Annotated in this window: 22 protein-coding genes; 21 read left to right on the forward strand and 1 reads right to left on the reverse strand. The window is 61.4% G+C overall.

Annotated features, from left to right (window positions below; translation table 11 throughout):
- Window positions 1-2: 2 nt before the first annotated feature.
- From AACR93_RS06525 to AACR93_RS06575, 11 genes are all read left to right on the forward strand, one after another.
- Window positions 3-593 carry a TetR/AcrR family transcriptional regulator gene (locus AACR93_RS06525; RefSeq protein ID WP_033114288.1) on the forward strand — a complete coding sequence of 197 codons (591 nt, stop codon included), beginning with the start codon at window positions 3-5 and terminating at the stop codon, window positions 591-593.
- Complete coding sequence (locus tag AACR93_RS06530) at window positions 574-1,092, forward strand: hypothetical protein (RefSeq protein WP_043849525.1); 519 nt, start codon at window positions 574-576, stop codon at window positions 1,090-1,092. Before AACR93_RS06525 ends, AACR93_RS06530 begins: the two co-directional genes overlap by 20 nt.
- Window positions 1,093-1,109: 17 nt before the next feature.
- Window positions 1,110-2,294, forward strand: a complete 1,185-nt coding sequence (locus AACR93_RS06535) for an iron-containing alcohol dehydrogenase (RefSeq protein WP_043849526.1) — start codon at window positions 1,110-1,112, stop codon at window positions 2,292-2,294.
- Between the two features lie 176 nt (window positions 2,295-2,470).
- A complete protein-coding gene (locus AACR93_RS06540; protein ID WP_033114285.1) occupies window positions 2,471-2,731 on the forward strand; it encodes a GNAT family N-acetyltransferase in 261 nt (86 codons plus the stop codon).
- Window positions 2,718-3,308 carry a nucleotidyltransferase family protein gene (locus AACR93_RS06545; RefSeq protein WP_043849527.1) on the forward strand — a complete coding sequence of 197 codons (591 nt, stop codon included), beginning with the start codon at window positions 2,718-2,720 and terminating at the stop codon, window positions 3,306-3,308. Before AACR93_RS06540 ends, AACR93_RS06545 begins: the two co-directional genes overlap by 14 nt.
- A gap of 71 nt (window positions 3,309-3,379) precedes the next feature.
- The gene (locus AACR93_RS06550; protein ID WP_043849528.1) at window positions 3,380-5,203 is read left to right on the forward strand and encodes a SulP family inorganic anion transporter; all 1,824 of its coding nucleotides are present in this window, start codon (window positions 3,380-3,382) and stop codon (window positions 5,201-5,203) included.
- A 121-nt stretch (window positions 5,204-5,324) separates the two neighbouring features.
- Entirely contained in the window at window positions 5,325-6,671 is a 1,347-nt protein-coding gene (locus AACR93_RS06555) for an MATE family efflux transporter (protein WP_033114349.1), read from the forward strand.
- 11 nt (window positions 6,672-6,682) lie between these two features.
- Window positions 6,683-7,294 (forward strand): hypothetical protein, encoded by a 612-nt coding sequence (locus AACR93_RS06560; RefSeq protein WP_041208622.1) that lies wholly within the window; start codon window positions 6,683-6,685, stop codon window positions 7,292-7,294.
- 272 nt (window positions 7,295-7,566) lie between these two features.
- On the forward strand, window positions 7,567-7,782 hold the full coding sequence (locus AACR93_RS06565) for a YdcH family protein (RefSeq protein ID WP_041208625.1): 216 nt from the start codon (window positions 7,567-7,569) through the stop codon (window positions 7,780-7,782).
- Between the two features lie 240 nt (window positions 7,783-8,022).
- On the forward strand, window positions 8,023-8,682 hold the full coding sequence (locus AACR93_RS06570; protein WP_041208627.1) for a YceH family protein: 660 nt from the start codon (window positions 8,023-8,025) through the stop codon (window positions 8,680-8,682).
- 87 nt (window positions 8,683-8,769) lie between these two features.
- Window positions 8,770-9,327: a HutD family protein gene (locus tag AACR93_RS06575; RefSeq protein WP_043849529.1), complete on the forward strand. Its 558-nt coding sequence runs from the start codon at window positions 8,770-8,772 to the stop codon at window positions 9,325-9,327.
- Between the two features lie 84 nt (window positions 9,328-9,411).
- Here the strand turns inward: AACR93_RS06575 and azu are convergent, their stop codons facing one another.
- Window positions 9,412-9,852, reverse strand: a complete 441-nt coding sequence (gene azu, locus AACR93_RS06580; protein WP_041208630.1) for an azurin — start codon at window positions 9,850-9,852, stop codon at window positions 9,412-9,414.
- 271 nt (window positions 9,853-10,123) lie between these two features.
- Between azu and AACR93_RS06585 the strand changes: the two genes are divergently transcribed.
- The 10 genes from AACR93_RS06585 to AACR93_RS06630 all read left to right on the forward strand — a co-directional run bounded on the left by AACR93_RS06585 (window position 10,124) and on the right by AACR93_RS06630 (window position 19,828).
- Window positions 10,124-11,170: an FAD:protein FMN transferase gene (locus AACR93_RS06585; RefSeq protein ID WP_197077922.1), complete on the forward strand. Its 1,047-nt coding sequence runs from the start codon at window positions 10,124-10,126 to the stop codon at window positions 11,168-11,170.
- A 156-nt stretch (window positions 11,171-11,326) separates the two neighbouring features.
- Window positions 11,327-12,973, forward strand: coding sequence for a response regulator (locus AACR93_RS06590; RefSeq protein ID WP_042031275.1), 1,647 nt, complete (start codon window positions 11,327-11,329; stop codon window positions 12,971-12,973).
- 61 nt (window positions 12,974-13,034) lie between these two features.
- A complete protein-coding gene (locus AACR93_RS06595) occupies window positions 13,035-13,997 on the forward strand; it encodes an ion channel (RefSeq protein WP_041208632.1) in 963 nt (320 codons plus the stop codon).
- Window positions 13,998-14,233: 236 nt separating this feature from the next.
- Complete coding sequence (xthA, locus tag AACR93_RS06600; protein ID WP_005337776.1) at window positions 14,234-15,040, forward strand: exodeoxyribonuclease III; 807 nt, start codon at window positions 14,234-14,236, stop codon at window positions 15,038-15,040.
- Window positions 15,041-15,174: 134 nt separating this feature from the next.
- Window positions 15,175-15,606 carry a PPC domain-containing DNA-binding protein gene (locus AACR93_RS06605; protein WP_043849530.1) on the forward strand — a complete coding sequence of 144 codons (432 nt, stop codon included), beginning with the start codon at window positions 15,175-15,177 and terminating at the stop codon, window positions 15,604-15,606.
- 8 nt (window positions 15,607-15,614) lie between these two features.
- Complete coding sequence (locus tag AACR93_RS06610; RefSeq protein ID WP_041208635.1) at window positions 15,615-16,193, forward strand: ECF transporter S component; 579 nt, start codon at window positions 15,615-15,617, stop codon at window positions 16,191-16,193.
- Window positions 16,193-16,894 carry an energy-coupling factor transporter transmembrane component T gene (locus AACR93_RS06615; protein ID WP_043849531.1) on the forward strand — a complete coding sequence of 234 codons (702 nt, stop codon included), beginning with the start codon at window positions 16,193-16,195 and terminating at the stop codon, window positions 16,892-16,894. The genes AACR93_RS06610 and AACR93_RS06615 overlap by 1 nt, the downstream gene beginning before the upstream one ends.
- On the forward strand, window positions 16,891-17,709 hold the full coding sequence (locus AACR93_RS06620; protein ID WP_052497039.1) for an energy-coupling factor ABC transporter ATP-binding protein: 819 nt from the start codon (window positions 16,891-16,893) through the stop codon (window positions 17,707-17,709). Before AACR93_RS06615 ends, AACR93_RS06620 begins: the two co-directional genes overlap by 4 nt.
- The gene (locus tag AACR93_RS06625) at window positions 17,696-18,436 is read left to right on the forward strand and encodes an energy-coupling factor ABC transporter ATP-binding protein (RefSeq protein WP_082044033.1); all 741 of its coding nucleotides are present in this window, start codon (window positions 17,696-17,698) and stop codon (window positions 18,434-18,436) included. Before AACR93_RS06620 ends, AACR93_RS06625 begins: the two co-directional genes overlap by 14 nt.
- 129 nt (window positions 18,437-18,565) lie before the next feature.
- Window positions 18,566-19,828 carry an efflux RND transporter periplasmic adaptor subunit gene (locus AACR93_RS06630; protein ID WP_231556867.1) on the forward strand — a complete coding sequence of 421 codons (1,263 nt, stop codon included), beginning with the start codon at window positions 18,566-18,568 and terminating at the stop codon, window positions 19,826-19,828.
- The last annotated feature ends 8 nt before the right edge of the window (window positions 19,829-19,836 follow it).

A 19,836-nucleotide genomic window follows, 5' to 3' on the forward strand; every position in this document is an offset into this window, starting at 1 on the left:
CCATGACCGACAAGCGCCGCCAAATTCTGGATGCTGCCCTCGCCCTCTGCGCCGAAGATGGTCTGCAGGGGGCAGCTACCGCCCGCATTGCCAAGGCGGCCGGGGTCGCCAACGGCACCCTGTTCCACCACTTTCCGAGCAAGGAGGCACTCATCCTCCAGCTCTATCAGGATGTGAAGACCCGGATGGGCGCTGCCATCTGCGAAGCCGATCCCGAGCTGGCGCTGCGCGAGCAGATCCACCACTACTGGCAGCAGGCGATGAGCTGGATGCTGGCCCACCCCAATGAGCTCAAATTTGTGCTGGGTTTCTTTCACTCCCCCCTGCTGGCCCGCCCGGCCCGCAGCCAGATCTTGAATGACACTCTGCGCTTTCTGCCCGCCCTGCTGGTAAAGGGGCAGGCCAGTGGCGAGCTGATGCAGGCCCCCGCGCCGCTGTTGCTGGAAGTGTGTCAGGGGCAGTTCCTAGCCTGCGCATCACTCTTTGTCGATCAACCCGAGCTTGGGCAGGATGCCCACTGGCAAGCCAGTGCCTTTGCCCTCTTCTGGTCAGCCATCTCAGGAGCCAACCCCTATGACAACTCCGACCGTTGAATCTCTGGCCGCACTGGGCCGCCGCCTCTGGATCACCACTCTGCTCTGGGTGGTGGGCCGTACCCTCTGCCGCGCCGCCCGTATCGACGAGGCGGTGCGCCGCGAACTGGCCCCCTTGCCGGATGGCCTGGCCATTCGCCTTGAGGTGGGGGGGCTTGATTACGCCATGAACATGCATAAAGAAAGAGGGCGCTGGTATCCCGGTGCGCCGGCAGCACCCCATGCCACCATCCATCCGCTGCGGGTGCGCTTCAAGCACCCCAATATCGCGTTTCGCGCCTTGAGCTTTCGGCTCGGGGTCAATCAGGCGTTCAGTGAAAACCGGCTGCTGGTAGAGGGGGATCTGACCACCGCCATGCATCTGGTGCGGGGGCTTGAGCAGTTGCAGTCCCTGATCCTGCCTGCCTTTATCGCGCGGCCGCTGCTGCGCCACTATCCGGCCCAGCGCAACAAGCTTGGCCGTGCCTGCAACATCTATCTGGGTCTGGTAACCGGCTGAGCGCAAGGAGCCTTGATATGAGCCGCTATTACGATTTTTTCTGTCCGGTCAAACTGCTGGCCGGTGAACAGGCGCTGGAGCAGCTGGCCAGCGAGCTGGCAAGCCTTGGTGCTCGCCGCCCCCTGCTGCTGACCGACAAGGGGGTCAATGCCACTGGTCTTGCCACCCTGCTGGCCAATGTACTGGCCGAAGGGGAGCTGCCGGTCGCCGCCATTTGGGACGAGATCCCGGCCGACTCCTCCACTGCGGTGGTGGAGCGGATCGCCAAACGTTACGCCGAGCTCGATTGCGACAGTCTGGTGGCGCTGGGGGGCGGCTCGGTCATCGATACCGCCAAGGCGGCCAATATCCTGGCATCCATGGGCGGTGAACACCTGCTCGACTACTCGGGCGCCGGTTGCCTGACTCGTCCCCTCAAGCCGCTGGCGGTGGTGCCCACCACGGCAGGTACCGGTTCCGAGGTAACGCTGGTGGCGGTGATCAAGGATGAGGCGAGCGGGCGCAAGGTGCCCTTCACCTCCCCCTTCCTGCTGCCCCAGCTGGCGGTGCTCGACCCCCGCCTGACTCAGGGGCTGCCCCTCAACATCACCGCCGCTACCGCAATGGATGCCATGACCCATGCCATCGAGGCCTTTATCGGCACCGCCAAAAACCCGGTGAGCGATGCGCTGGCCCTGATGGCGGTAGAGAAGATAGCCAATGCCCTGCCTCTCATCCTCAAGGATCCGCAAAACAAGCAGTTGCGGCTGCAATTGGCTGAAGGTTCCACACTGGCGGGCATGGCCTTCTCCAACTCCATGGTGGGGCTGGTGCATGCCCTCGGCCACAGTCTGGGGGCGCGCTGCCATCTGCCCCACGGCCTGTGCATGAACCTCTTCCTGCCTACCGTGCTCGATTACAACCGCCCCGAGGTGGATAACGAGTTGGCCCGCCTGCTGCTGCCGCTGGTGGGGGCCGAGCGCTTTGCCGCCACCCCGGCCCACCAGCGGGCCGAGGCGACCATCACCGCCATCCGTACCCTGCGCGATACCCTGTGGCAGGCGGTCAAGCTGCCGCGCACCATGAGCGAGGCGGGGGTGAGCGATCGCTCGCTGCTCGGGGAGATACGGGATCTGGCGGTCAACGACGGCGCCATGCTGTTCAATCGCAAGGATGCCGACCGTGAGCAGTTGCTCACTCTGCTGGAGCGGGCCTGGGCATGAACCACACCAACAAAAGATACCCGGCAGAGCGCTGGGTATCTTTTGAGCAGGATCCCGATATGACACAGAGAGGAGACATCAGGGGAGGATATTGACCCCATGCTGCCGTTATCTGTTCTATACCTTGGCTAACAGTTATTGTGCAGACAGCCATCTTCATGCCAGAGGTGCCCACCATGAGCGACATCATTCATCAGGCCAACCAGCAGCAATTCATCTGTATGGTGGAGGGAAAGGAGTCGAGATTGCGCTACCGGCGCCTCGATGCCAAGACCATAGATGCCTACAGCACCTTTGTCCCGCCCGAGCTGCGGGTGCAGGGGATTGCCGATCAGCTGGCCCGCGCCCTCTTCAACTGGACTCAGGCAGAGGGGCTCACTATAGTGCCCAGCTGCAGTTACATTGACGTCTGGTTACGCCGAAATGCCAATAGTTGAGCCATTAGATCCCAAGCAAGAACACGCCTTCCAAGCCAAAACCGAAGCACTGCTGCGGGCCGATCCGCAGCGGATGGCCTGCCTGCAGGCAGCCGCCGAGCTCAATCTGCCCGACTGGGCGCTGGGGGCCGGCTTTATCCGCAACCTCATCTGGGATCATCTCCACCACAAAACCGAGTCAACCCCGCTCAACGATATCGACCTTATCTACCTCGACAGCAGCGACCCGCAAGGGCTGGCCGAAGCAGAGCACGAAGTCTGGCTCGCCAAACGGCTGCCCGGCCAGCAGTGGGAGGTGCGCAATCAGGCCCGCATGCACACTCGCCAGCTGGTAGCGCCGTTTGCCAGCAGCCTTGAAGCGCTCAGCCACTGGGTCGAGGTGCCCACCTGCATCGGCGTGCGCCTTACCCAAGATGGCGAGTTCGAGTGGCTTGCCCCCTATGGCTTTGCCATCAACTGGTCGCTGCAAGTGAGTGCCAACCCCAGATGTCGCCAGGACAAACAGATCTTCACCCAGCGCATCAAGGAGAAGCAGTGGCAGACCCTCTGGCCTGACCTTCAGGTAAACTGGCCATAACCTGATTGCAATCTTTCGATAACCTTGGGCACACTAGGGTAAAAGCTGGTTGTAACTCAATGGGTTAAATAATGCGCGACTTCTTCTCTCTCGAACGCTGGCTGCCGGGTCTCGCCGCCCTGCTGCAATACCAGCGCGCCTGGTTGATGCCTGACCTTCGCGCTGGACTCTCGGTCGCTGCGGTGGCCCTGCCCGTGGCCATTGCCTATGCCGAGCTCGCCGGGGTGGGCGCCATCGTCGGCCTCTACTCCTGCATCCTGCCCATGCTGGTCTATGCCCTGTTCGGCACCTCCCGCCAGCTGATCGTCGGCCCAGATGCCGCCACCTGCGCGGTCATCGCCGCCGTAGTGACGCCACTGGCCGCTGGCGACCCGACCCGCCACTGGCAACTGGTAATGACCATGACCGCCATGACCGGTTTCTGGTGTCTGATTGCCAGCCGCTTCAAGCTGGGGGTGCTGGCGGACTTTCTCTCCCGCCCGATCCTGATGGGGCTGCTCAACGGCGTGGCCATCACCATCATGGTGGGCCAGCTCTCCAAGATCTTCGGCTTCACCTTCAGCGAGCGCTATCTCATCGAGCGGATCGCCAACGGCACCACCTACATCACCCAGACCCATCTGCCGACCCTGGCAATGAGTCTGGTGGCACTGGCCACCCTGCTGCTGGCCAAGCGCTTCCGGCCAGCCTGGCCCTCCTCCATGGTGGCCATGGTGATCACCGCCGCACTGGTGTGGGCACTCAACCTCGGGCAGTACCATATCGCGACCCTCGGCAAGGTGGGCTCCGGCCTGCCCGCTTTCCAGATGCCGGAGTTTCCCCCGGGTCTGATGCGGGAGCTGGTGCTGCCAGCCCTCAACCTCGCCATGGTGAGCTTCGTCTCCATGATGCTGACCGCCCGCAGCTTTGCCGCCAAGAACGGCTACGAAATCGATGCAGACAAGGAGTTCCGGGCGCTCGGCATGGCCAACCTCGCCTCGGCCATCTCCCAGGGCTTTGCCATCAGTGGCGCGGATTCGCGCACCGCGGTCAACGATGCCAACGGCGGCAAGAGCCAGCTGGTCTCCATCATCGCCGCCGGAGTGATCGCCCTCATCACCTTCTACCTGACGGCGCCACTGCAATACATCCCGACCGCAGCCCTCGGGGTGGTGCTGGTGGTGGCATCCCTGTCGCTCACCGACTTTCGCGGCCTCTGGGCACTGCGCCACTCCGACCGCGCCGCCTTCTGGCTGGCTCTGGTCACCTTTATCAGCGTGCTCACCATGGGGGTGATCCCGGGGATCACCCTTGCCGTGTTGCTGGGGCTGTTCCAGTTCCTGCGCAATGTGATGCGCCCCACCGACCAGCTGCTCGGTATGGATGACGAAGGGGTGGTGCGCACCCTGGGGGACAACGAGCAGGCCAAGGCGATCCCGGGCATTCTGGTCTATCGCTTCAACTCGCCGCTCACCTACTTCAACGCCCCCTACTTCAAGCGGCGAGTCATGGCTCTGCTGGTGCAGGATCCCCACAATCCCAAATGCCTGGTGATCGATGCCGTCGCCTGCTTTACCCATCAGGACATCAGCGTGATGAGCATGGTGGGAGAGCTGCACAAGGATCTGAAACGACGCGGCATTCATATGGTGATGGCGGGGCGCCACGGCCAGATGACCCACTGGCTCAAGCAGGCGGGAGTGCGGGTGGGCGATGAGGGGATCATTCTCTGTCCCGACATGTATCAGGCGCTGCGCATGACCCGCTGCTACCGCGAGCCGGTGTTCAGGGATGACGATGTGGTCGAGAGCACCACGGATGTCATCCTCTCCCGCTGGCCACAGGATGATGCCCTGCCCGACTCGGCGCGTCTTACCCTCCCCTGCGAGCAGGAGGCGGGCACCACGCCGGCCTGATCTGCCGACCAGCTCCTCTGGCCGGAGAGTCTCCGGCCAAGGATTGCACCCGCTCCGCGCTTGGTGTTAAATGCCCGACCAGATGGCACCAGATCGTGCCGTCCCAGCTGTTGGACATGCCATGCAAACTCAATCCCACGCAGGCCCGGGCACGCTCTTTGCGCTGACCTGGCCGCTCTTTATCGATCTCGCCCTCCACTTTCTGACTGGCGCACTCAACACCTTCATGGTGGGACATGTCTCCTATCAGGGGGTCGCAGCACTGGCGGTCGGCAATCAGGTGTTCGATCTGGCCATCACCCTGTTCAGCTTCGTCAGTATCGGTACCAGCGTGGTGATCACCCAGTATCTGGGGGCAGGTGACAGGGAGCGCAGCCGGGTGGTGATCCACACCGCCATAGGCTTCAACCTGTTGATCGGTCTGGTGGCGGCTGTCGGCGTGATGGCCGGAGCCAGTACCATGCTGGCGCTGATGAACCTGCCAGCCAACCTGATGAGCGATGGCACCCTCTACCTGCAGATCATCGGCCTCTGCCTGCTGCCGGAAGCGGCGGCGCTCTGTCTGGCAGCGACGCTGCGCGCCCACGGCCACACCCGTCAGGCGATGTATGTGACTCTCATCGTCAACCTCATCACCTTTGTCGGCAACCTGCTGCTGCTCTACGGCTGGTTCGGCCTGCCCCAGATGGGCGTGGCGGGTGTTGCCATCAGCACGGTAGCAGGGCGTCTGGTGGGCGTGGTGATGCTGGTCTGGCTGGTGGCCCGCAAAACCGGCATCCACCTCAAGATCCGCGACATCGTTCACCCCAGCCGTGAGATGCTGGGCAAGGTACTCCATATCGGCCTGCCTGCCGCCGGCGAGAACCTCTCCTGGATGCTGCAGTTCATGGTGGTGACCGCCTTTGTCGGCCTGCTGGGGGACAAGGCGCTGGCAACCCAGTCCTACTTCTTCCAGATCTGCCTGTTCATCCTGCTGTTTGGCCTCTCCATCGGTCTTGGCAACGAGATCATCATCGGCCATCTGGCGGGCGCCAGACAGTTCGATCGTGCCTATCAACAGCTGCTCAAGAGCCTCAAGCTCGGACTCGCGGTCACCTGCGTCATCGCCGTGGCGGCGGCGCTTAATGGCCGCACCATCATCAGCCTCTTTACCGATGACCCCGACATCATCACCCAGGTGGCGCAGCTCTTTCTCATCAGCCTCATCCTCGAGCCAGGCCGCACCTTCAATCTGGTGGTGATCAACGCCCTGCGCGCAACGGGTGATGCCCGCTTCCCCCTCTACATGGCACTGCTCTCCATGTGGGGAATTGCCGTACCCCTTTCCTATTTCCTTGGTATCATGCAGGGCTATGGACTGGTAGGCATCTGGCTGGCGCTCGCCTGCGACGAGTGGGTTCGCGGTCTGGCCATGTTCTGGCGCTGGCGCAGTCGTCGCTGGCAAAACAAAATCCTAGTTGAAACATAAGCGGAATCAGAATGAAGAAAATCGGACTCTTGCTGACTGCCCTGCTGCTCAGCCCTCTGGCCATGGCGCAAACCGCGCCCGCAGCCCCCAAGACTCAAGCCACCATGACCTGGTATGTGGCCCCTATCGTTATCGATGAGAGCAGCGAGGCCCAGAAGGCGCTGACCAAGGATTTCATGGCCCAGATGATCAAGACCATCAAGATCAACGAGTACCAGACCGGCAAGGCGGTGGGCAACACCAAAAATCCCAAGTGGCTGATCCGCACCAAGCTGATCCCCGCCAGCAGCGAACCGCTGGTCGGCAAGAAGCACCCGCAGGGGCTCACCTACGGCAAGGGCAACCCGACTCAGGAGATCATCGGTGAGCTGCTGATGAACGGCACTCTGGTGGCTCACATCGGGCAGGGCTGGCGTGAGCCGATTGTTGCCAATACCCCTGTGGCCGAACGCCTCTCGGTAGCCAACTACCGTTACGCCGTTGGCGATCAGGCCAAGTCGCCGGATCTCGAAGAGCTGGCCGCCCAGATCGGTTTCGAAGCGGGCAAGGTTATCCATCGCGACGGCAAGCCATTGCCGGAAAAGAAAAAGAAGAAAGATCAGACTGACAAGGATAAGGGGTGATTCCCCTCATCACTGAAAAGGGGCCACAAGGCCCCTTTTTGCTATCTGCCGCTCGCCGACCTCATGCCAGTGATGTGATCCGAGCCACGTTTTGGCCCATGCCTTGAATTGAAAACTCATTTATTCCGAATCAATTCAATGCCTTAAAAATAGCCTTTCAAGTATATCCAATCATTGCCCCTAAATTCGATCATGATCACGTTTATCACCGTCGCTAAGGGGTAGCTTGGTCTTACAGGCACAATCAAACGAAACCAAGGAGGCTCCATTACATGTTCCCAGAGTACAGAGAACTCATCTCGAGACTGAAGAGCAGTGATGTCCATTTCCAGAAGAAGTTTGACTTGCACAACGACCTGGATGAGGAGATTAGGAAGCTGGAAAAGCATCACGCCAGTGACTACAGCTCCGAGGTGAAGGATCTGAAAAAACAGAAACTTAAACTGAAAGAGGAGATATACGAGATCCTCAAGCAACATCCACAATAGATGCCTCGACGAATATCAGGATAAGCAACTTATCCTTCAGCCCGGCCAGAGAGCCGGGCTTTTCATTACCCACTCAACCTCACTCCATGCCAAGAAATAGCAATCAAATGGCTCCTCCTGCTGGCGACGGTTTCGCCAACCCCTCTGCACGCTCGCAAAAATGGCGGACAAAACTGGACGGAGCAGAGGTCATGGCTAAGATAGGGGCTCTTGATATCGTGATTTGCTAGGGAGTAGGAAATGGAGTTAGTACTTGGCCCGCTGGAGGCCCGTGTCATCGGGTGCCTGATTGAAAAAGAGATCTGCACCCCGGATCAATATCCCCTCTCCCTCAATGCACTGGTCAATGCCTGCAACCAGAAGAGCAACCGCGAGCCGGTACTGGAGCTTGCCGAGCTCGACATCCGCGCCGTGGTTGACGAGCTGATCCGCCGGCGACTGGTGGTCAATACCGCCGGTTTCAACGCCCGGGTGCCCCGCTATCAACACAGATTCTGCAACACCGAATTTGGCGAACTCAAATTCAGCGCTCAAGAGCTCGGCATCATCTGCGAGCTGCTGCTGCGTGGCCCGCAAACCCCGGGTGAACTGCGCTCGCGCACCAATCGACTGTGCAGCTTTGATGACGTAACCGAAGTGGATGCGGTACTGACCCAGCTCATCGAGCGCGGCCCCTATGTGGTCAAGCTGCCCCGTGAACCGGGCAAGCGCGAATCCCGCTACGCCCATCTGTTCAGCGGTGAAGTGGATATTCAGGCGATGATGGAAGCCGCTCCGGCAGCGGCCTACGCCTCTCCTGCGGCGGATCGCCTGAGCGAACTGGAGCAGGAGGTGAGCGAACTCAAGAGCCGTCTCGCCGCCATGGAAGCCCGGCTGGCGGCGCTGGATGGCCAAGGCTGATACCCTGCCACGCCAACTGTCTATTTGTCAGGGAGCCGGGGCCAACCCCCTAGGCTCCCTCTGTTTTTTCATGCTGAGGAAGTGCCCGTGATCACCCTGATCAAAGAGTCTGACCACCAGAAGATGCCCTGGAAAAACAAGCAGGGCACCACAGCCCAGATCCTCATCTCCCCCAAGGGAGCGAGCCTCGACAAGCTCGACTTTGACTACCGGCTCAGCTCCGCCCCCATCAAGGAGGCCGGCCGCTTCTCTACTTTCCCGGGTTATCAGCGCATTCTGCTGCCGGTGAGCGGCGCCGGCTTCGTACTGAACGGCCACCCCTATGCCACCTTTGAAGCGGCCCATTTTGGTGGCGATGAGGAGACCCACTGCGAACTGCTGAAAAAAGAGGTGACCGACCTCGGCCTTATCTACCACCCGGACAGGATTACCGCCAACGTGCGGGTATTGAACCTCCCCTTCCCCCTGACCCTTACCCTCGAGCCAGAGAAAACCTACCTCTGCCATCTGCTGAGCGGCCAGCTCACGGTGCAGGGGCAAGTGGTCGCTATCAACGAAACGCTGGTGGTGAGTGGCGAGGAGAGCATTCACTTCGACTGCCAGAAGAAGAGCACCATTGCCTTCTTTACCCTGCAAGGGAAGTAGCGGCGGGACAGCAAAAGAGCATGAAAAAGCCGGGCTATCCCGGCTTTTTCTATTCAGGCGCCCGGCGCGATGCCGGTCATAGCCTTAGTTCACCTTGAAGGTGCCCTTCATCATGGCAAAGTGGCCTGGGAAGGAGCAGAAGAAGGTGAGATCCTTGCCGGCCAGACCGTCGGTCTTGAAGGTCACGCTGGTGCTCTCGCCACCGCCAATCAGCTTGGTGTGAGCCAGTACGCGGGGGTCATCCTTGGGCAAATAGTTGTTCTCGGCACCAGCGCTCATCCCGGCGGTCGCCACGGCCTGATAGTCGGCAGTAGTGGCCAGCACCCAGTTGTGGCCCATGCCGGTAACCGGCAGTTTACCGGTGTGGTTCAGGGTGACGGTTACCTCTTTGCAAGTCGCAGGTACGCTCATCTCCTTGAGGTTGTACTGCATGGCATCATTGCCCTCGATGACCAATGCACACTCATCGGCCAGTACCGGGGCAGCCAGGGTACTCAGAAACAGCAGGGTAATCGCCTTTTTCATTATCTTCTCCTTTGATTGGCAATGAATGGCAACAGGTTTGCGCAACACTTCTTCAAGAATGGCCGCAAAGATGCTGTCAAAATCGACCTTTATTTTACTCGTCTGTATTCAATCGGCTATGAATTTAGCCCGAAGCTGTGGGCCAGCTCACCAGAATAAGCAAAGTCTGTTTAATTTTTTCCGCCATTTTCTCCGGGCGGGGCTCGCCCGTCGCCAGCCCCTTGGCTAAGCTAGCGCCCCGACCAGCCCTTCGCCAACAAGAGACCTGCTGATGATGGCCATAACCCCCGCTACCGCCCTGCGCTGCCTGCTGCTGACCCTGCTGCTGGCGCTCACCGGCTGCCAACCCCAGCCCCCGGCCCAAACCCGCATTCAGGGCAAAACCATGGGCACCTACTATGTGGTCACCCTGAGCGATCCCTTCCCCGGTGGCGAACCCGCGCTCAAGAGCGAGGTGGAGAACCTGCTGGCCCGGATGAACAGCGAGATCTCCACCTATGACCCCGACTCGCTCATCTCCCGCTTCAATCAGGGGCCGGCCAATACGCCGTTCATCATCCCCGCAGCCATGGCCAAAATCGTCCGGCAGGGGATCGATGCAGGTCACCTGACCAATGGCAAGCTTGATGTCACGGTCGGGCCGCTGGTCAATCTGTGGGGCTTTGGCCCGGACAAACGCCCCATCAAACGGCCAGATGACGCGGCCATCGCCGCCGCCCGCCACAAGGTGGGCATCGACAAGCTGACCCTGACACCACAGGGGGATCACTTCCTGCTTGAGAAGTCTATCCCGGAGCTCTATCTCGACCTCTCCACCCTCGGTGAAGGGGCTGCCTCGGATGAAATCGCCGCCCTGCTCGAGAGCAAGGGGGTCAACAACTACCTCATCGAGGTAGCGGGCGCAGTGCGCAGCAAGGGTCACAACAGCAAGGGCTCGCCGTGGCGAGTCGCCATCGTCGAACCCTCCGATCAGCCGGGTGCCTTCTCCGACATCGTCATCCCCAACGGCATGGCACTCAGCACTGCCGGCAGCTATCGCAACTACTACGAGCTCGATGGCCAGCGCTACTCCCATATCATCGACCCCGCTACCGGCCAGCCCATCACCCACAAGCTGGTCTCGGCAAGCGTCATCACCCCCACTGCGCTGGAGGCCGATGCCCTCGATACCGCCCTGATGGTGATGGGCCCCGCTGAGGCGATGGCTTTTGCCAAGGAGCACAAGCTTGCGGTCTATCTCATCGTCAAAACGGACAAGGGATTCCAGGCCATCCACACGCCCCAATTTGCCCCCTATCTGGCAGAGAAGAAAAAATAAAAAGAGAGGGCCCACAACCGGGCCCTCTCTGTTTCCCGACGTTTCTCCCGCGACGACAGCAGAGCAAGGTATACAAACGACAACTTGGCCAATTGCCTCTTCAGCCGCTTTGGTGGCACACTTTCCCCATCAGCCCGTAGCGCCTCGACCAGACAGATGCAGATACCGGATACCGAGCCCGAAAAGAAAAGCCCAGCCAAGCCCCAGCGCATTCTGATGGTCAACGAGCAACGCTCGTTTCAGGTCATGATGAAGGCGATGCTGATCAATATCGGTATCAGCAACATCACCTTCTCCAACAGCGCCGAGGATGCGCGCCGTCGCTGCCAGAAGGGCAGTTTTGACATCTATCTCATCGATTACGATCTCGGGGTCGGCGAAAATGGCCGCCAGCTGCTGGAGAGCCTGCGGGATCAGCACCTGGTTCCTCCCCAAAGCGTGGTGATCATGGTGAGCGGCGACAGCTCCCGCGCCATGGTGCTGAGCGCGCTGGAAGCCGAGCCCGACGAATACCTGATGAAGCCCTTCTCTCAGGAGCAGTTCTCGTTTCGCATCAAACGGGCCCTTGCCCGTCGTCAGGCACTCGCCAGCGTTTTTAGCGCCATGGCGGAGGATGACCTGCCCGCGCTGATTACCGCCTGCGCCGAGCGGGCCGATACGGTTCCGCGCTATGCCAACTACTGCCGCTGCCTGCAGGCCGATACCCATCTCAAGCTGGGTCAGGCTCAGGAGGCGCGATCCCTGATGCGCCAGCTGCTGGCCGGGCAGGAGAACAGCTGGGCCCGCCTGACGCTGGGCAAGGCGTGCAACACTCTGGGGCTTCATGAAGAGGCGGTCAGCCACCTGCAGGCGACCTTGAAGAATACCCCCCTGATGGTGGAGGCTTACCGCTGGCTGGCAGAGTCCCAGCTCGCTCTTGGCAACGATGAGGTCGCCCAGCAGGAGCTCAAGCGGGCCGTCGACATCTCGCCCCAGTCAGTCCAGCTGGCTCGCCGATTGGCCGAGGTGTGCCTGCTGCGCCACGATTACGCTCAGGCCAAGGATGTACTGCTCTCTCTCATCGATCTGTCGCGCAACTCGATTCACCGCACCCCCCACTATCTGGGGGCCTATATCCAGACCCTGACCCTCTACGCCCTCAACAGCAACGACAGCTACCACATCGCCAACCTGCAAAAGCAGGTCAACTCGGCCCTGTCGCGCATCCGCGATTCGCTGATGATGTCGGAGTTCAACTACCCGGTGTTCGAGCAGATCTGTCAGGCGCGGGTGCAGATTGCGCTGGGAGAGCTGCTAAAGGGCAAGAAGATGCTCTATCGCGCCAACCAGAACTGGCTCGACGAACCGGCCACCATGCCCCCGACCCTGCTCGGGGAGACCATCCTCGCCCTCTATCAACTCGGCGAGTTCGAATATGCCGAGAGTCTGCAAAGCCTGCTGGCCGAGGATGAGGATCACCTGCTCACCACCTGTATTCAGGCGACCCGGGATGACAAGACGGTGCTCGAGCGCCGTCAGCGCTACCAGCAGCTCAACGAACTCGGCATCAAGGCCTATCAGGCGGGCGAGCTGGAGCAGGCGCTCGGTCACTTTCGCGAGGCGCTGCGTCGGGCGCCAGCCAATACCGGTGCCGCCCTCAACAAGATCCAGGTGCTGCTGCAACTGATGCAGAAAAACCGCAAGAGCCCGGAGTTTGGTACCGAGTGCAAGGACACTCTGGACATGCTCGACGGCATCCCCCTCAACCCCGCCCAACAGGATCGTTTTCGCAAGCTGCGTCAGGAGTTCAACCAGTTCAGCTGACCCCGCACTCCCCTCGGGGCGCCTATGCTGAAACCAGACTGGCAGCAGAGGGGAAACAAGGATGGCGATATGTCGTTATCTGGTGGCCGATGGTCGCCACTGCAACGAGGAGGCTGGCGAGCACGATCTCTGCCACTGGCACGACCCGCATACCAATAAACAGGATCCCCACACCGCAGAGGCGCTTGAGCAGTATGTCCGCGCTGGCGGCCTCTGCCACGGTTTGCAGCTGTCCCGCGCCAATCTGGCCGGTCTCAATCTGGTCAACAAGGGGTCCAAACAGGGATTTTTGCTGGAGCAGTGCAACCTCTATCGCGCCAACCTGCGGGGTGGCCACCTCTACGGCCTGCGCATGAAGGGGGGAAGCCTGATGAAGGCCGATCTCAGCGATGCCAACCTGCACTGCGCCATCCTTGATGACGTCAACCTGCTCGGCATTCGCTGGCACAATACCCGACTCGACAACATGCAGACCGGCAAACGGGTGATGCAGGATCGCAAGGGGCGTCGCGAGCGGGATCCCGAGCAGGCCCGGGTCTGGTTCAAGGAGGCCGAAGAGACCTACCGGGATCTGCGCAAAGCCTCGGAGGCGCAGGGGATCTTCACCATGTCCGGCAACTATATCCAGCAGGAGCTCACCATGCGCCGGCTGCAACTGCCGTTCTGGTCGAGTCAGCGCTTCACCTCATGGATAGTCGATCTCTTCTGCGGTTACGGTGAAGCCCCGATGCGGGTGGTGCTCTTCTCCCTGCTGCTCATCTTTATCTGCAGCATCTTCTACTTCTTCTTTGGCCTGAGCTTCAACGGCAACCATCTCGCCTATCACCCGGGCGCCCCCTTCGAGCAGAACGCCATCTTTCTGCTGGAGTGCCTCTACTACAGCGTGGTCACCTTCACCACCCTGGGCTACGGCGACTTCACCCCCATCGGCCTCTCGCGCCTCTTTGCCGCCTTCGAGGCCTTCACCGGCAGCTTCACGCTGGCACTGTTTGTGGTGGTGTTTGTCAAGAAGATGACCCGCTGACAACCTGTCCACGATCTTGCTGCGAGGCCGTGATCAAGGCTCATGTGCTGCTCGGAATCCTCACGTATATCTATACGCTCCGGTTCCTGCGCTGCGCTTCACCTTGCTGACAGCCTCTCGCGACAGCTCATGAACAGGTTACCGAGCAGCTGCGCCAGTCACATCCCCCGAACTTGCATCCACCGCCGATTCCTAGTCCAATAGCGACTTATAAAAATGACATGAGCATCCCGGACATGAAGATCATCTCTTTCAATATCAACGGCCTGCGTGCCCGCCTGCACCAGCTGCAAGCCATCATCGACAAGCACCAGCCCGATGTGATCGGCCTGCAGGAGATCAAGGTGCACGATGAAGCCTTCCCGCTGGCCGATGTGGAGGCCATGGGCTATCACGTGGAGTTTCACGGCCAGAAGGCCCACTACGGGGTGGCCATCATGAGCAAGCAGAAGCCGGTCAAGGTGGAGAAAGGCTTCCCCACCGACGACGAAGAGGCCCAGCGCCGGATGATCATGGCTACCTTCGAGCGCGAAGATGGCTCCCTCATCAAGGTGATGAACGGCTACTTCCCGCAGGGTGAAAGTCAGGATCACGAGACCAAGTTCCCGGCCAAGCAGAAGTTCTACGAGGATCTGCAGCACTATCTGGAGACCAACCACACCCCGGATGACCAACTGGTGCTGATCGGGGATATGAATATCTCCCCCACCGATCTCGACATCGGCATCGGCGAAGCGAACCGCAAGCGCTGGCTGCGGGATGGCAAGTGCTCCTTCCTGCCCATCGAGCGGGAGTGGATGGAGCGACTGAAAGGGTTCGGCCTGACCGACACCTTCCGCGCCGCCAACCCCACCGAGTGCGAGCGTTTCTCCTGGTTTGACTACCGCTCCAAGGGCTTTGACGAGAACCGGGGCCTGCGCATCGACCTCATCATGGCCTCCGATGCTCTCAAGGACAAGGTGACCGAGACCGGCATCGACTACGAGCTGCGCGGTATCGAGAAACCCTCCGACCACGCCCCCATCTGGGCCTGCTTCGCCTGATGTGGCGCCGGATGCCGCAATGATATCGCCAAACTGTGAAGCGGCTCGCGGTTGCCTGCGATAAAAGGGCGTAAACAGCCTATCCAGACAAGGTGCCTCAGGGCACCTTCTTTTTGCAGCAAGGAGTGCCAGCAGTGACCCCAACTCACCTTCCTCTCTCCCCCGCCCGTTTTCTGGCCCTGCGCCTGCTGCCGGGGGAGGATCTTATCGCCGGATTGCGCGCCCATATGGCCCGACACGGTCTGCAAGCAGCCTGGATCGCCGGGGCGGTCGGCAGCCTGACCCACGCCAACCTGCGCTATGCCGCCCAGCCCGATGGCACCCTGCTGGAGGGGGCCTTCGAGGTGATCGCCCTTGGCGGCACCCTGGATCCGGAGTGCGAACACCTGCATCTCTCCATCTCTGACGAACAGGGATTGATGCGCGGCGGCCACGTGCTGCAAGGTTGCCGAGTGCGCACCACCCTCGAGCTGGTAGTCGGAGAGCTGGAGGCGTACCGTTTTGGCCGTGACCCCTGCCCCCAATCCGGTTATGAAGAGCTGCTCATTACCCCCAGAACCTTGTGAGGATCACTATGTCCGTCAGTAAACTCTCCAGCTACAACCTGGCTTTTATGGTCATCTGCATCGCCATCAACATGGTAGCGGGACAGGCCGTCTCCATGCTCAAGCTGCCCATCTTCCTCGACTCCATCGGGACTGTGCTCTGCGCCATTCTGGCGGGCCCCTGGATGGCGATCGCTACCGGTCTGCTCACCAACCTGCTGTGGGGCCTGCTCACCGGCCCCATCGCCGCGGCCTTTGCCCCGGTCGCCATGATGATTGGCCTCAGTGCCGGTCTGCTGGCGCGGGCCGGCTGGTTCAACAATCTGCCCAAGGTGGTAGTGAGCAGCGTGGTGATCACCCTGGCGCTCACCCTGGTGGCCATTCCCATCCGCTCCTACCTGTTTGGTGGCGCCACCGGCAGCGGTGCTGATTTTGTGGTTGCCTACCTGCACGCCATGGGGAGCGATCTGCAGGAGTCGGTCGCCGTCACAGTGCTGGGTACCAACCTGCTGGACAAGCTGCTGACCGTGCTGATCGCCTGGGGGCTGGTACGCCGCCTGCCGCAGCGCACCCTGCGCCACTTCCCGCAGATGGCCGCCGTGCGCTGATGCACCCGTTTACCTCCCTCGCACTCTGGCTCTGGTTTTCGGTCACGGCCAGCGTGCTGCCGCCCCCCTGGCTATGGGGCTGGAGCCTGCTGCCGCTGCTCGTCCTGGTGCTGCTGCCGGGTGCCCGCGCCCGGCTCAAGCTGGTGCTGGCGGTAATGCTGCCGCTGGGGCTGGGGCTCTATCTGGTGCACGGCCCCTGGTTGCGGATCCTGCTCGGCATGCCAGCGGTTCCAGCCAGCGAAGCGTTTCCCATTCTGCCCCTCTGGTGCCGGCTGCTCGCCTGTCTGGCCAGCGCCCAGCTCTGGCTCTGGGCGGTCTCGACCGAGCGGTTTGTTCATGCGCTCTTTGCCAGCCGGCTGCCCATTGCCCTCTCCTACCTCTGCTGCGGCCCGCTGCTGCTCAAAGAGCAGCTCGGCCACCAGCTGCGCGCTATCAGGGAGGCCCAGCTAGCCCGCGGCGTACCCTTTGACGGCAATCCGCTGGCCCGGCTCAAGGCCACGCTTCCGCTGCTCTCGCCGCTGGTCGGGCAGGCATTGAGCGAGCTGGCCACCCGCAGCATGGCGCTGGATCTGCGCGGCTTTCGCAGCCAACCGACTCGCACCCGCATGACGGAGATCTCGCAGCAACGTTATGAGCCGCTACTGCGCTATCTGTTGCTGTTGCTGGTAGTGCTGGAGATTGTCTGGAGGTGGTGGCCATGATCTCGCTGCAAGGGGTGACCATCGGCCATGCGGCCCACCCTGACCACTTTCAACTGGGCCCACTCGATATCGAGCTGAAAGAGGGCGATTGGCTGGCCATCCTGGGTGGCAACGGGGCAGGCAAATCCCTGCTGGCCCAGCTGCTGGCGGGAGGCTGGTCCCAGCTGCACCTCGACACGCTGGCGGGAGAGGGCGTCATTCTCGGGCAGTCCCATGATAGCGGCCAGCTCAATCACCATGCGGCTACGCGCCAGTGGGTACAGCAATCCCCTTATCTGCAATTTTCCGGCTGCTGCTTTTCGGTCGTCGACGAGGTGGCGTTTGGCCCGGCCAATCTCGGATTGCCACCCGATGAGGTCAGCCGGCGGGTATCCGATGCCATGGCGCTCTGCCACTGCGAGGCGCTGGCAGCCCGCCATCCCCTCGACCTGTCGGGAGGCGAGGCACAGCGCGTGGTGCTGGCCTGTGCCCTGGCGATGGCTCCCAAGCTCTTGATCCTCGATCAGGCCTTCAGCCGTCTGACCCCGGCGGCAACCCAAACCATGCTGCGGCAGATCCGCCGCTACAGCGAGGAAAGCGGCTGCAGCGTCATCTTGCTGGAGCAGCGGCTTTTTCCGGCCGCTCACTTCTGCGAGCGATTCCTGCTGCTCGACCATGGCCGCCAGCTGGCCTGCGGTGAGCTCGGCGAGGTGCTGACCCATCTGCCCGGGCGGGTGATCCTGCCGGACTCCCTGCGCGAGACGCTACAGGTGCGCGACCCGCGCCATCACCCCTACCCCTTGGCCATGTTGCGGGAGTTTTATGCTGAGCTTTGATCACCTCTGCTTCTCATGGGCACCGGACAATCCCTGCCTGCACGACATCACATTGCAAATTGCCAGTGGGGAACAGGTCGCCATCGTCGGGGATAACGGCGCAGGCAAGTCAACCCTGCTGCGACTGGCGGCGGGTCTGCTGGCCCCCACCTCGGGCACGGTGAGCTGGCAACAACAGGCGCTCTGCAAGCAGCGGGCACTGGCCCGTGCCAGTCAGATCGGCTTTCTGTTTCAGGAGTCGGAGCGTCAGCTGTTTCACAGCCGGGTCGAGGATGAAATCGCCTTTGGCCTGCGCCTGCAGACACTGCCGCGCGAGGAGATCCGGCTGCGGGTCGCCACCGCGCTGGAAGAGTGCGAGCTGACAACGTGGGCGGCCTCCCATCCACTCGATCTCGATGCCGGTCAGCGGCGCATGGTGGCGGTGGCCTGCCTCCATGCCATGCAGCCCGCCTTGCTGCTGCTCGACGAGCCGAGCCGGGATTTCGATCCCCGCTGGCTGGCCATTCTGGAACGCTGGCTGGCCAGCGAGCGGGCGAAGGGCACCACCATAGTGGCCATCAGTCACGACGCCGAATTTGTCAGACGCAACTTCACTACCCTGATCGAGCTGAAAGCAGGGCGTCTGGTTGGCCACGGCCACACCAGCGAACGACTTGCTGCCCTCAACGGTTACCGCCCCCACCACAGTAGTGCCATGCTGCTGGCCGCGCTCGACCGGCGCAGCTAACGCCCTCTTTTTCCATCAAAACAGCACGAAACCTCGTCACTGGGGGACAAATTGTCCCCTTGAGAAGGTTCGGTTCAAGGTTGCCCGCCTATCATCGCCCTTCCACCCCAAGAGAAGCTGTTTTTTATCATGACGTTAATGATCCAGATGGAGAAAAATACCGGACACCCTCGCCGCTATGGTGCCAGCAAAGAGATTGGCAGGGCAGGTGCAGATGCCCCGCTCAAGCGCGCCCTGCTGACTCTGGCACTGATCGGCGGACTGAGCGGTTGTGGCGGTGAATCCACCCCGGCGGCCCAGAGTGTTCCGGCCTTCCCTGTCGTGGTCAATGAAGTGACCCTGACCGATGTGCCGCTCACCACCGAGATGGTGGGCGAGACCGCCGGTTTTCGTGAAATTGAAGTGCGTTCGCGGGTGAGCGGCATTCTGCTCAAGCGCACCTATGTCGAGGGCCAGCCGGTTACCGCAGGTCAGCAGCTGTTCCTCATCGACCCCGAGCCCTACAAGGTGGCCCTCGAACAGGCCAAGGGTGCACTTGCCCAGGAGCAGGCCCGTCTCAACAAGGCGCGCGCCGATCGGGATCGCATCATCCCGCTCTTCAAGCGTCAGGTGGTGAGCCGCAAGGATTATGACGATACCCTCGCCAACTACGAGGCGGCCGTCGCCAGTCTGCAGGCCGTTCAGGCCAAGGTCAAAGAGGCCGAACTCAACCTCAGCTACACCGAGGTGACCGCTCCCATCGACGGCATGGCGAGCAAGAGCTCCCAGTCCGAGGGGAGCCTTATCTCCACCAGTGGCGACAGCAGCCTGCTGACCACCATCACCCAGTACAACCCGCTCTACGTCAACTTCTCCTACTCGGAGCAGGATCGCCTCAACTTCGAAAACTCGGTGAAAAAAGGGTTGATCGAATCCAAGGATGCCACCAACTGGCGCACCCACATCCGTCTGGCTGACGGCTCCGTCTATCCCGAGGCGGGCAAGCTCAACTTCTCCGACAACCGGGTCGATCCGCAGACCGGCACCATCCGTGCCCGCGCCATCTTCGACAACAAAAATGGCGTGCTGATGCCGGGCCAGTTCGTGCGCATGACCATCGATCTGGGCACCCGCAAAAACGCCATCGTGGTGCCGCCGCGCGCCATCGTTCAGTCCCAGGCTGACCGCATGGTGATGGTGGTGGATGCCGACAACAAGGTCGTTCCCCGTCCGGTCAAGCTGGGGGCCGTGGTTGCCGATGGCGTGCTGATCGACAGCGGTCTTGAGCCGGGCGAGCACTACATCGTCGAGGGGCTGATGAAGGCCCGCCCCGGCAGCGTGGTCAAGCCGGTCTCTGCCGAAGAGATGCAGGCCATCAGTGCCAAGCTGGTTCGACAGTCCGCGGCCAAGTAAGGAGTTCG

This window comes from Aeromonas sp. L_1B5_3, assembly GCF_963866575.1.
GTDB classification, from domain to species: Bacteria; Pseudomonadota; Gammaproteobacteria; order Enterobacterales; family Aeromonadaceae; genus Aeromonas; species Aeromonas jandaei.

Bases quoted from the DNA above. Each gene is read 5' to 3' on its own strand.
- AACR93_RS06550 (WP_043849528.1), top strand. From the start codon at position 3,380: ATGCGCGACTTCTTCTCTCTCGAACGCTGGCTGCCGGGTCTCGCCGCC.
- azu (WP_041208630.1), bottom strand. From the start codon at position 9,852: ATGAAAAAGGCGATTACCCTGCTGTTTCTGAGTACCCTGGCTGCCCCG.
- AACR93_RS06625 (WP_082044033.1), top strand. From the start codon at position 17,696: ATGCTGAGCTTTGATCACCTCTGCTTCTCATGGGCACCGGACAATCCC.
- AACR93_RS06555 (WP_033114349.1), top strand. From the start codon at position 5,325: ATGCAAACTCAATCCCACGCAGGCCCGGGCACGCTCTTTGCGCTGACC.
- AACR93_RS06595 (WP_041208632.1), top strand. From the start codon at position 13,035: ATGGCGATATGTCGTTATCTGGTGGCCGATGGTCGCCACTGCAACGAG.
- AACR93_RS06630 (WP_231556867.1), top strand. From the start codon at position 18,566: ATGACGTTAATGATCCAGATGGAGAAAAATACCGGACACCCTCGCCGC.
- AACR93_RS06615 (WP_043849531.1), top strand. From the start codon at position 16,193: ATGCACCCGTTTACCTCCCTCGCACTCTGGCTCTGGTTTTCGGTCACG.
- AACR93_RS06545 (WP_043849527.1), top strand. From the start codon at position 2,718: ATGCCAATAGTTGAGCCATTAGATCCCAAGCAAGAACACGCCTTCCAA.
- AACR93_RS06525 (WP_033114288.1), top strand. From the start codon at position 3: ATGACCGACAAGCGCCGCCAAATTCTGGATGCTGCCCTCGCCCTCTGC.
- AACR93_RS06590 (WP_042031275.1), top strand. From the start codon at position 11,327: ATGCAGATACCGGATACCGAGCCCGAAAAGAAAAGCCCAGCCAAGCCC.
- AACR93_RS06560 (WP_041208622.1), top strand. From the start codon at position 6,683: ATGAAGAAAATCGGACTCTTGCTGACTGCCCTGCTGCTCAGCCCTCTG.
- AACR93_RS06565 (WP_041208625.1), top strand. From the start codon at position 7,567: ATGTTCCCAGAGTACAGAGAACTCATCTCGAGACTGAAGAGCAGTGAT.
- AACR93_RS06610 (WP_041208635.1), top strand. From the start codon at position 15,615: ATGTCCGTCAGTAAACTCTCCAGCTACAACCTGGCTTTTATGGTCATC.
- AACR93_RS06585 (WP_197077922.1), top strand. From the start codon at position 10,124: ATGATGGCCATAACCCCCGCTACCGCCCTGCGCTGCCTGCTGCTGACC.
- AACR93_RS06535 (WP_043849526.1), top strand. From the start codon at position 1,110: ATGAGCCGCTATTACGATTTTTTCTGTCCGGTCAAACTGCTGGCCGGT.
- AACR93_RS06530 (WP_043849525.1), top strand. From the start codon at position 574: ATGACAACTCCGACCGTTGAATCTCTGGCCGCACTGGGCCGCCGCCTC.
- AACR93_RS06570 (WP_041208627.1), top strand. From the start codon at position 8,023: ATGGAGTTAGTACTTGGCCCGCTGGAGGCCCGTGTCATCGGGTGCCTG.
- xthA (WP_005337776.1), top strand. From the start codon at position 14,234: ATGAAGATCATCTCTTTCAATATCAACGGCCTGCGTGCCCGCCTGCAC.
- AACR93_RS06540 (WP_033114285.1), top strand. From the start codon at position 2,471: ATGAGCGACATCATTCATCAGGCCAACCAGCAGCAATTCATCTGTATG.
- AACR93_RS06620 (WP_052497039.1), top strand. From the start codon at position 16,891: ATGATCTCGCTGCAAGGGGTGACCATCGGCCATGCGGCCCACCCTGAC.